The 287-nt window shown below is 42.2% G+C and carries 1 protein-coding gene; it reads left to right on the top strand.

What is annotated here, in order from left to right; translation table 11 throughout:
- A partial coding sequence (locus AB4512_RS24375) for an outer membrane protein transport protein (protein WP_372176065.1) occupies positions 1–287 on the top strand: 287 nt, incomplete at both ends.

The raw sequence follows: 287 nt of genomic DNA, 5'->3' as shown, positions 1-287 counted from the left end.
TTACATTTCTCACCGTTATAATGAAAAGTTCGCTGTCGGTTTTGCATTTGGCACAAACTACGGCATGGAAACTAATCTAGGAGATGACTTCAATGCTTCTCATTTCGGTAACGAAGCAAGCGTAATCACTAAAGAGGCTAACCTAAACTTTGCTTACCAAATTGTTGAGCAAGTTAGCATTGGTGGTGGCATTCGTTACATTATGGGTGAAGGTAGCTTTGGCGCAACAGCACCAGCAAAAAACGCAGTCGCACTAGACTCAAATAAAATGCCAATCTCCGTTCCTG

Source organism: Vibrio sp. 10N.222.52.B7, from assembly GCF_041474275.1.
Lineage (GTDB): Bacteria > Pseudomonadota > Gammaproteobacteria > Enterobacterales > Vibrionaceae > Vibrio > Vibrio crassostreae_C.
This window is presented reverse-complemented; position numbering and strand designations above follow the sequence as displayed.